Origin of the sequence: Nonomuraea longispora (assembly GCF_004348345.1) — a bacterium.
Lineage (GTDB): Bacteria > Actinomycetota > Actinomycetes > Streptosporangiales > Streptosporangiaceae > Nonomuraea > Nonomuraea longispora.
In genome coordinates this window covers 1-8,494 of record NZ_SMJZ01000286.1, presented here as the reverse complement: position 1 = coordinate 8,494, position 8,494 = coordinate 1, and the positions used below count along the sequence as shown (strand labels likewise).

The 8,494-nt window shown below is 70.0% G+C and carries 8 protein-coding genes; 4 read left to right on the top strand and 4 right to left on the bottom strand.

The annotated features are described in order from the left end of the window. Positions 1-274: 274 nt before the first annotated feature. Both E1267_RS40810 and E1267_RS40805 read right to left on the bottom strand, forming a co-directional pair. Positions 275-1,003, bottom strand: a complete 729-nt coding sequence (locus E1267_RS40810) for a phosphotransferase (protein WP_132341207.1) — start codon at positions 1,001-1,003, stop codon at positions 275-277. Between the two features lie 103 nt (positions 1,004-1,106). Beyond that, on the bottom strand, positions 1,107-1,541 hold the full coding sequence (locus E1267_RS40805) for a nuclear transport factor 2 family protein (RefSeq protein WP_132341205.1): 435 nt from the start codon (positions 1,539-1,541) through the stop codon (positions 1,107-1,109). 239 nt (positions 1,542-1,780) lie between these two features. On the opposite strand from E1267_RS40805, the gene E1267_RS40800 reads away from it, so the two are divergent. The 4 genes from E1267_RS40800 to E1267_RS40785 all read left to right on the top strand — a co-directional run bounded on the left by E1267_RS40800 (position 1,781) and on the right by E1267_RS40785 (position 4,217). Beyond that, positions 1,781-2,665 carry a sulfotransferase family protein gene (locus tag E1267_RS40800; RefSeq protein WP_132341203.1) on the top strand — a complete coding sequence of 295 codons (885 nt, stop codon included), beginning with the start codon at positions 1,781-1,783 and terminating at the stop codon, positions 2,663-2,665. 53 nt (positions 2,666-2,718) lie between these two features. After that, positions 2,719-3,270, top strand: a complete 552-nt coding sequence (locus E1267_RS40795; protein WP_132341201.1) for a GNAT family N-acetyltransferase — start codon at positions 2,719-2,721, stop codon at positions 3,268-3,270. A gap of 39 nt (positions 3,271-3,309) precedes the next feature. Next, positions 3,310-3,720 carry a hypothetical protein gene (locus E1267_RS40790; RefSeq protein ID WP_132341199.1) on the top strand — a complete coding sequence of 137 codons (411 nt, stop codon included), beginning with the start codon at positions 3,310-3,312 and terminating at the stop codon, positions 3,718-3,720. Positions 3,721-3,797: 77 nt separating this feature from the next. Beyond that, a complete protein-coding gene (locus E1267_RS40785; protein ID WP_132341197.1) occupies positions 3,798-4,217 on the top strand; it encodes an ester cyclase in 420 nt (139 codons plus the stop codon). 3 nt (positions 4,218-4,220) lie between these two features. Here the strand turns inward: E1267_RS40785 and E1267_RS40780 are convergent, their stop codons facing one another. Both E1267_RS40780 and ppdK read right to left on the bottom strand, forming a co-directional pair. Beyond that, the gene (locus E1267_RS40780; protein ID WP_132341195.1) at positions 4,221-5,375 is read right to left on the bottom strand and encodes a methyltransferase domain-containing protein; all 1,155 of its coding nucleotides are present in this window, start codon (positions 5,373-5,375) and stop codon (positions 4,221-4,223) included. A 148-nt stretch (positions 5,376-5,523) separates the two neighbouring features. Next, complete coding sequence (gene ppdK, locus E1267_RS40775; RefSeq protein WP_132341193.1) at positions 5,524-8,163, bottom strand: pyruvate, phosphate dikinase; 2,640 nt, start codon at positions 8,161-8,163, stop codon at positions 5,524-5,526. Positions 8,164-8,494: the final 331 nt, after the last annotated feature.

Genomic DNA, 8,494 nt, shown 5'->3' with positions numbered 1-8,494 from the left:
CCCGCCACCCCGGACACCTGGCGACCTGCCGCCCCAGAACCCGCGGCTGACGGGCCCGGCCCCGCAGCCCCGGACACCTCCGGAGACTCCTGGTTGTTCTCGGAGGGCGAGCCGGTGCCGCACACGTTGGGCGACCCGAACCCGGACGCCCCCCGTTGAGGTCTTGGCCGTTTCCCGTACGGGCGATCGGCCTTGGCCACGTCAGAGGTAGCGGGCGATCGACGTCATCACCGAGCCCCGGTTGCGACAGCCCAGGAACGGCCGGGCGCCGCCGTCAGCGCAGCGGGCGTTCCAGCTCGGCCCGGTGCTCGGCGACCCAGTCGTGGCAGGCGCGGATCCGGGCCACCACCCCGTCGTCACGCAGTCTGATCGCGTGCGGCATCCCGGCGGCCGCGTCCGTCTCGATGCCGCGCGCGCAGCGGTCCTGCCACCACAGGATCGCCTCCACCAGGCCACCCCGCCCACGCAGCCCGTACGCGTCGCAGATGAGCCGGATCCGCCTCCCGGCGTCGACGGCTCCTGGACCGAGGCCGAGGTACTGCCAGCAGACGTGCGCCACGTCGTGGATCCGCCGTCCCGGCGCCGCGATGTCCCAGTCGATGAACGCCACCGGCCGCAGGCCCGCGCCCTCGTCGCGGTAGACGGTGTTCTTCGGGGACAGGTCGTTGTGGCAGACGACCTCGTCGTCGCCGGCCAGGGATGTGCCCGCGGTCAGGTCGTGGAACGCGCGTACGAGCTCCGCCACCCGTGCCAGGCTCTCGTCGGAGGTGACGCCGTCGGGCTGGACGTCCTCCCAGGCCACGTGGCCGTCCACGAAGCTGAGGATCTCGCGCCCGCGCTCGTCCGTCCCCAGGAATCTCGGCGCGCCCGGCCATCCGCCGCGTTCCAGCAGGAGCAGCAGCTCGTGCACGTACGCGGCCCGGTGCGCGGGCGGGCGGCGGACGGTGTCGCCGACCCGGACGACGGCGTTCACGTACCCGCCGGGCAGGTGTGTTTCGGACATGCGTCCCAGCCTGCCCGATCAGGCCGGGGGACGCCGCTCCATCGGCCGGACCGCGGCTTCCTTTCATGGACTCCACAAGCGACCGGCCCGCGCGGGCTCCTGCTCAGGGGCTCGCGGTGGCCAGGGCGCCCGCGACCGTGAGGCTGTCCTCATAGATGTGGTAGCGGGTGATCAGACCGTCCTCGACGGTGAGGTGCAGCGCGAACGGCGACCTGTAGGCGGTGCCGCTTCCTCTCGCGGTCTGCGCGATCTCCCCGAGCACCACGGCGTCGGCCCCGTCGACCAGGACCCGGTCGACGGACGTGCCGTTCAGCTCGGGCACGTGGTGAGCCTCCAGCACGCGGAAGTGGTCGGCCACCTCGGCCCTGCTCGATCGGGGCCGGATCCAGGGCACCTGCGGGCACCCTTCCTCGGGCCAGCTGAGCCGCCAGTCGACGGGCTCGGCGAACAGGTCCGCCGCGCCGTCGTGGTCGCCCTCCGCGATGCGCCGCAGCAGTTCCCGCACGGTGCCGCGGGTGTCCTTCGTCTCTTGCCTCATGCCGCACAGCCTGCCCGGCCCGGACACACCCGTCGATTACCTGCCGGGTAAGCGTGACTGCGCAAACGGGCCTGGCCGCCCGTACCTGAGAGTGCGCTGTGAACCTCCGCCAATGTCTTTCTGACGCTGGCCCTATACGTTACTTTTGTCCGACTACGGCGGCCGTTACCTCTGGTTTCGGCTGCCCATTCCCGGGGGGAATGGGGAACGCGCGGGGAGAGAGAGGGTCGCAGGCGCGCATGGGCGTTGTGAGAACCGGCATCAAGAGAAGGTTTCGGCTCCTGAACGAGGCGCTGCGCCCTCCACGCCAGCTGACGCCGCCGGAGACGAGTCCGATGAAGGTCTCCCGCCCGCGTCCCCCGAAGCGCACGCACGTGGTCGACTACTCCATCCCGATCCTGCCGCGGCAGGTGGACTCCCCGGTCTTCGTGATCGCCTCGGTGCGCTCCGGCTCCACGCTGCTGCGCATGCTGCTGAACAGCCACTCCCGTATCCGGGCCCCGCACGAGCTGCACCTGCGCACCATCGGCGTGCAGCTGACGCCCGACTTCTCGGAGCAGTCCATGCAGGAGCTCGGGATGGACAAGGTGGAGCTGGAGCACGTGTTGTGGGACCGCATCCTGGAGCTGGAGCTGGAGCGCAGTGGCAAGGAGATCATCGTCGACAAGACGCCGGGCAACGTCTTCGTCTGGGAACGGCTGCACTACGCCTGGCCGAAGGCCAAGTTCCTCTTCCTGCTACGTCACCCGGAGGGCGTGGTGTCCTCGCTGCAGAACCGCAAGGGCAACACCTCGACCCGCGAAGCGCTGGAGACGAACGCGCTGAAGTACTTCAAGCCCATGGAGGAGGCCCGCCGCACGCTCGACGGGCTGACCCTGCGCTACGAGGAGCTCACCGCCGAACCGGAGCGGGTCACCCGCGACGTCTGCGCGTACCTGGGTGTGGCGTGGGAGCCGGAGATGCTCGACTACAGCAAGCACGATCAGGGCCGGTTCGTACCGAACCTGGGAGACCGCAGCGACACCATCAAGTCCGGGCGGATCCAGCCCGCCCGCACCTTCGACAACACCGACGCGCTCTCGCCCGAGCTCGCCAAGTACGCCAAGGCCTGGGGGTATTCCTGACCTCGCGGAAACCCCGCGTGACCGGCCGGGCGGCCGCGTGACACCATCCGACGATGAGCATCGAGTTCACCCCCTACTCCTCCGGCGACGTCGACGCGCTGGCGCACTTCCTGACAGGCAGCCACTGGCCCTTCCACGCGGGCACCCAGGACGCGGAGACGGTCAGGCAGCGGGCGGGGAGCGGGCTCTACTGGAACGACGAGAGCAGGACGTTCTGGGTGCTGGCCGACGGGGAGCGCGCCGGCCTGGTGCGGCTGCAGGACCTCGCCGACGACACGCCCATGTTCGACCTGCGGATCCGCGCCGACCGGCGCGGCAAGGGCCTCGGCACGGCCGCGGTCGCGTGGCTGACCTCCTACCTGTTCACCGAATTTCCGCACGTCACGCGGATCGAGGCCACGACCCGCCAGGACAACCACGCCATGCGCGCAACCCTGCGCAGGAGCGGGTACGCCAAGGAGGCGCACTACCGCGAGGCCTGGCCGGCCCCGGGCGGCGGCACCCCGCACGACTCGGTCGGCTACGCCGTCCTGCGGCGCGACTGGATCTCCGGCACCGTGACGCTCCCCGACTGGCACGACGAGCCCGCGACCCGGTCGAGCTGATGGACGTCCGCCCGGCGGTCCCGCAAGGAAGGTGATCAGGTGCGCTGGCTCTGGTGGGTGGGGGCGCCGGTACTCGCGGGCATGCTGCTGTTCCTGGCCGTACGCGACGTGGTGCCCGCCTACACCGCCCAGTTCGGTTCCGGCGTCACCGGCGTCTTCACCGCCACCGAGCACGACTGCGGCGGCCGCTCCTGTTCGTGGGTGGGCTACTTCACCGCCGGGGACGGCTCGGCGCCCCCGCGGCGCGTCACGCTGTCGACGGGCGGCGACCTGGAGCGGGTGGGCGACGCCATCCCCGCCGTGGACACCGGCAACCCGTACACCGTCTACCCGGCGACGGGTTCCGCCGACTGGCTGCTGATCACCATCCTCGGCGCCGCGAGCATCGTCACGCTCGGCGTCTGGCTCCGGGGTGTGATCCGCGCGATCCGCCGTACTTGCGGGGCGTGACGGGGACACCGCCTCACATTCCGGACCGCTGCGTCGTCGATCCGGTGAGACATCGTCCACGCCCGGAGGAATCCCCCATGTCCAGCTACAAGGCGACGTTCCAGCGTTTTCACAAGGCCTTCAACAGCGGCGATGCCCGGCTCATCGCGGCGACGATCGACGAGGTCTTCCATCCTGACGTGATCTTCCACGCTCCCGTGCCGACGGACGTGACGGGGACGCAGGCGCTCAAAGAGGTGTGGACGGTGCTTCTCAGCGCTTTCCCCGACATCCACGTGGAGGTCGAGGACGTGATCGCCGAAGGTGACCGGCTGGTCTCCAGGCACACGGTCACCGGCACCCACCAGGGCGAGTTCAGGGGGCTGCCGCCGACCGGCCGCTCGGTCGCGTACAACGAGATCTTCGTCTACCGCTTCGCGAACGGCCGGATCGTCGAACTGTGGGGGGTCGTGGACATCCTGACCCAACTGCGCCAGCTCGGCGCCGTCCCGTCCTGACGGCTACGGCAGGCCGCGCTCCGGGCGGTCCAGCCAGACGTACTGGCCGCCCTGGGTAACCGTCATCCCGAACCGGTCCCGTCCGGGCCCGCCCCAGCCCACCCACCGGAAGTAGGCGGCGGTCACCTCGTCCCACAGAGGGCGCTCGCCTACCTGGTGGACCTCGTACTCGGTGCTGCCCGGACGCCACTTCACCGTTCCCCAGGCGTAGGGATCGGCGGGGTCCGACAACCACAACCGGTACAGCTCGCCGTCCTCGTCCCGGTCGGCGCCGCCTTCGGAGGTCAGCCCTGTCAGCGCCGCGATGGCCAGGTCGGCGCCTGCGGGGGCGAAGGCGATCGTGCGCGGATCGATGCCGGTCGTCGAACGACGCCTAGCCTCGGAACCGCGCGGCGGCCGGTCGGCGGGGTCCCGCTGGGAACGCATCATCATGTAGTCGGCATAGCCGGCGAAGCGCCCGTGCGCCGCGCCGTCCGGCGTGACGGTCAGGCGCAGCTCGTGGCCCTCGCCGAAACCGGGACAGTACGGCACCACGATCACAGCGCCGGGCCGGCACTGCTCGATCCAGGCATAGGGAACGTCACGGACGCCGCAGGTGACATGCACCCGGTCGTACGGGGCTGCTTGCCGGTGCCCGGCCGCGCCGTCGCCGGCGAGCAACAGCGGGCGAGCGCCGACGGTGCGCACGGAGCGGGCGGCCTGGTGAGCGACCTGCGGATCGACCTCGACAGAGGTCACGCTCCCTTGCTCGCCGACGAGGTGGGACAGCAGGCAGGCCGTCCAACCGGTGCCGGTGCCGACCTCCATGACGCGGTGCCCCGGCTCGACGTCCAGCAGGTGGAGCAGGCTCGCGACGGTGCTCGGTGCGGAGGCCGAGGACGTGTAGTCGCCTCCGCCCGAGGTGAGGTCCGTGGCTCCGTCGTCGAGCTGGGTGACGATGCTGGTGTCGCCGTAGACGGCGTCCCACCACGTGGCGGGGTCCGTCTCGCGGTCGATGACGCGGACGTCACCGTCACCGAAGAAGGCCAGCCCGACGGCCGGGACGAACTCGTGCCGGGGCACGGCGTGCAGGGCCGCGCGTACGCGCGGCCCGCACGGGACGATGGCGCTGACCGCGTCGGCCAGCGCCTCGATCTTGCCGGCGACGTCGGCCGTCAACCCTTGCCGCCGGCGTTTCCACCCTCACCGGCGTTGCCCCTGCCACCACCGTGTTTGCCGCCACCGTGCTTACCACCCATGTAGTTCCCTCCCACCCGCAGTCACTTAAAGTAAGAGTAGGATTACGTTGAGGGTCGGGCAAGGGCGGTCAGTCGTTCCGGCGGGTGCCGGTGTCCTTCAGCGCGGCGCGGCCGGCTTCCAGGCGGGCCACCGGGATGCGGAACGGGCTGCAGGAGACGTAGTCCAGCCCCACCTCGTGGCAGAAGTGCACGGAGCCGGGGTCGCCGCCGTGTTCGCCGCAGATGCCCAGGTGCAGGCCGGGCCGGGCGGCCCTGCCCTGCTCGGCCGCGATCTCGATCAGGCGGCCGACGCCCTCCCGGTCGATGGTCTCGAAGGGAGAGGTGCCGAAGATGCCGAGGTCGAGGTAGCGCGAGAAGAACGACGCCTCCACGTCGTCCCTGGAGAAGCCCCAGGACATCTGGGTGAGGTCGTTCGTGCCGAAGGAGAAGAACTCCGCCGCCTCGGCGATCCTGCCCGCGGTCAGCGCCGCCCTCGGGACTTCGATCATGGTGCCGATCAGGGCGTCGACGCCGGCCTCGGCGAGAATCTTGACGGCCTCCTCGCGTACGGACTCCAGCTCCTGTACGGCGGCCACCAGCGGGATCATGATCTCCGGCCGGGAGCCCGGCACCTCCTTGGAGGCCTGGACGATGGCGCGGACCTGCATGGCGAACAGGCCGGGGATCACGAGGCCGAGGCGTACGCCGCGCAGGCCGAGCATCGGGTTCTGCTCGTGCAGGCGCTTGACGGCGGCGAGCAGCCTGCGGTCCTTGTCGGTGGCGTCCGGTGACGTGGCGACCCTGACGGACAGGTCCACGATGTCGGGGAGGAACTCGTGCAGGGGAGGGTCGATGAGGCGGATGGTGACGGGATCACCGTCCATCGCCTGAAATATGGCTACGAAGTCGGCTTTCTGGAGGGGCTCCAGGGCGTCCAGCGCCGCCTGGCGTTCGTCGCCGTCCGACGCCAGCACCAGGTCCTCCACCAGCCGCCTGCGCTCCCCCAGGAACATGTGCTCGGTACGGCACAACCCGATCCCCTGCGCGCCGAACCGTCGGGCCCGCGCCGCGTCCCGCGGGGTGTCCGCGTTGGCGCGTACGCCCAGCCGGCGGTTGGCGTCCGCGTGGCGCATGATCCGGTCGACGGCCCTGACCAGCTCGCCGTCCGGCTCGGCGCCCTCGAAGTATTCGACGACCTCCGAGTCGGCCACGGGCACCTCCCCGAGGAACACCTCCCCCGTGGTCCCGTCGATGGAGATGAGGTCGCCCTCGGAGACGACCACGCCGCCCGGCGCGGTGAACCTGCGCTCGTCCGTGGACACCTCCAGGTCCTCGGCCCCGCACACGCACGTCTTGCCCATGCCGCGGGCGACCACGGCCGCGTGGGAGGTCTTGCCGCCGCGGCTCGTCAGGATGCCCCTGGCGGCGATCATGCCGGCCAGGTCGTCGGGATTGGTCTCGCGCCGGACCAGGATGACGTCCTCGCCCTGCTCCGACAGCTCGATGGCCCGCTCGGAGCAGAAGACGGCCCTGCCGACGGCGGCGCCGGGTGAGGCGTTCATGCCTTTGGCGATCGTCTTCCTGTCGGCGCCGGCGTCGAAGCGCGGGAACATGAGCTGGGCCAGCTGGTCGCCGGTAACACGGGTGACGGCTTCGTCAAGCGTGATCAGGCCCTGGTCGACGAGCTGGGTGGCGATACAGAAGGCGGCCGCCGCCGTGCGCTTGCCGACGCGCGTCTGCAACATCCAGAGCTTGCCGCGCTCGATCGTGAACTCGATGTCGCACAGGTCCCTGTAGTGGTTCTCCAGGGTCTCCATGATGGCGAGCAGCTCGCCGTACGCGTGCTTGTCGAGGCGTTCGAGCTCCTGGAGCGGGATCGTGTTGCGGATGCCGGCCACCACGTCCTCGCCCTGGGCGTTCTGCAGGTAGTCGCCGTAGACGCCCTGCAGGCCCGAGCCGGGGTCGCGGGTGAAGGCGACGCCGGTGCCGGAGTCGTCACCGTAGTTGCCGAAGACCATGGCCATGACGTTCACGGCGGTGCCGAGGTCGGCGGGGATACGTTCCTGGCGGCGGTAGAGGATGGCGCGTGGCGCGTTCCACGAGTCGAAGACGGCGGCGACGGCCAGGCGCATCTGCTCGCGCGGGTCGGCGGGGAAGTCGCCGCCCGTCTGCTCGCGCACGACGCCCTTGTACGTCTCCACGAGCCGCTGCAGCTCACCAGCGTCGAGGTCGGTGTCCTGGCGCTTGCCCTTGACGGCGTCGAGCGCCCGCTCGAACAGCTCGCCGTCGATCCCGAGCACGGTCTTGCCGAACATCTGGATGAGCCGGCGGTAGGAGTCCCACGCGAAACGTTCGTTGCCGCCCGCCTGCTTGGCCAGGCCGTGCACCGACTCGTCGTTGAGCCCGATGTTGAGCACCGTCTCCATCATGCCCGGCATGGAGAATTTCGCCCCGGAGCGCACGCTGACGAGCAGCGGGTCGTCGGCCTGCCCGAGTTTCCTGCCCATTCGGCTCTCGAGCGCGTCCAGATGCTCCGCGACTTCCTGCTCCAGACCTCCCGGTGTCGAGCCTTCCGCCAGGTAGTGGCGGCAGGCCTCGGTGGTGATCGTGAATCCGGGAGGAACGGGGAGCCCGAGGTTGGTCATTTCGGCGAGGTTGGCTCCCTTACCGCCGAGAAGATCCTTGAGATTCCTGTTGCCCTCGGGGAAATCGTAAACGTACTTGGCCACCACAGCTCCAATCCGACGCCTCTGCACCGGACTCTACCGACGAAATTGATGACGAAACTGCACCCCTCTCACTAGTTGGCATTTACGCAGGTGAACGGCCTTGAACAGGTCTAATCCAATTGTACGGCCAGAAGTCGAGAAATTGGATTAGACCAATTGGTTTAAACCAATTCTTGGGAAAGGCGCGGAAAGGCGAGGCGTTGTCCCGGGCGCGCGGACGGGCGCCCCTGCCTGCCGATGACGGGGCGCCCTACGACGCTTCAGACGAGCGGGTTGTCCTCGGGCGGCGAACCCGGCATCCCGCCGCGCGGCGGCAGCCAGAGCACGAACG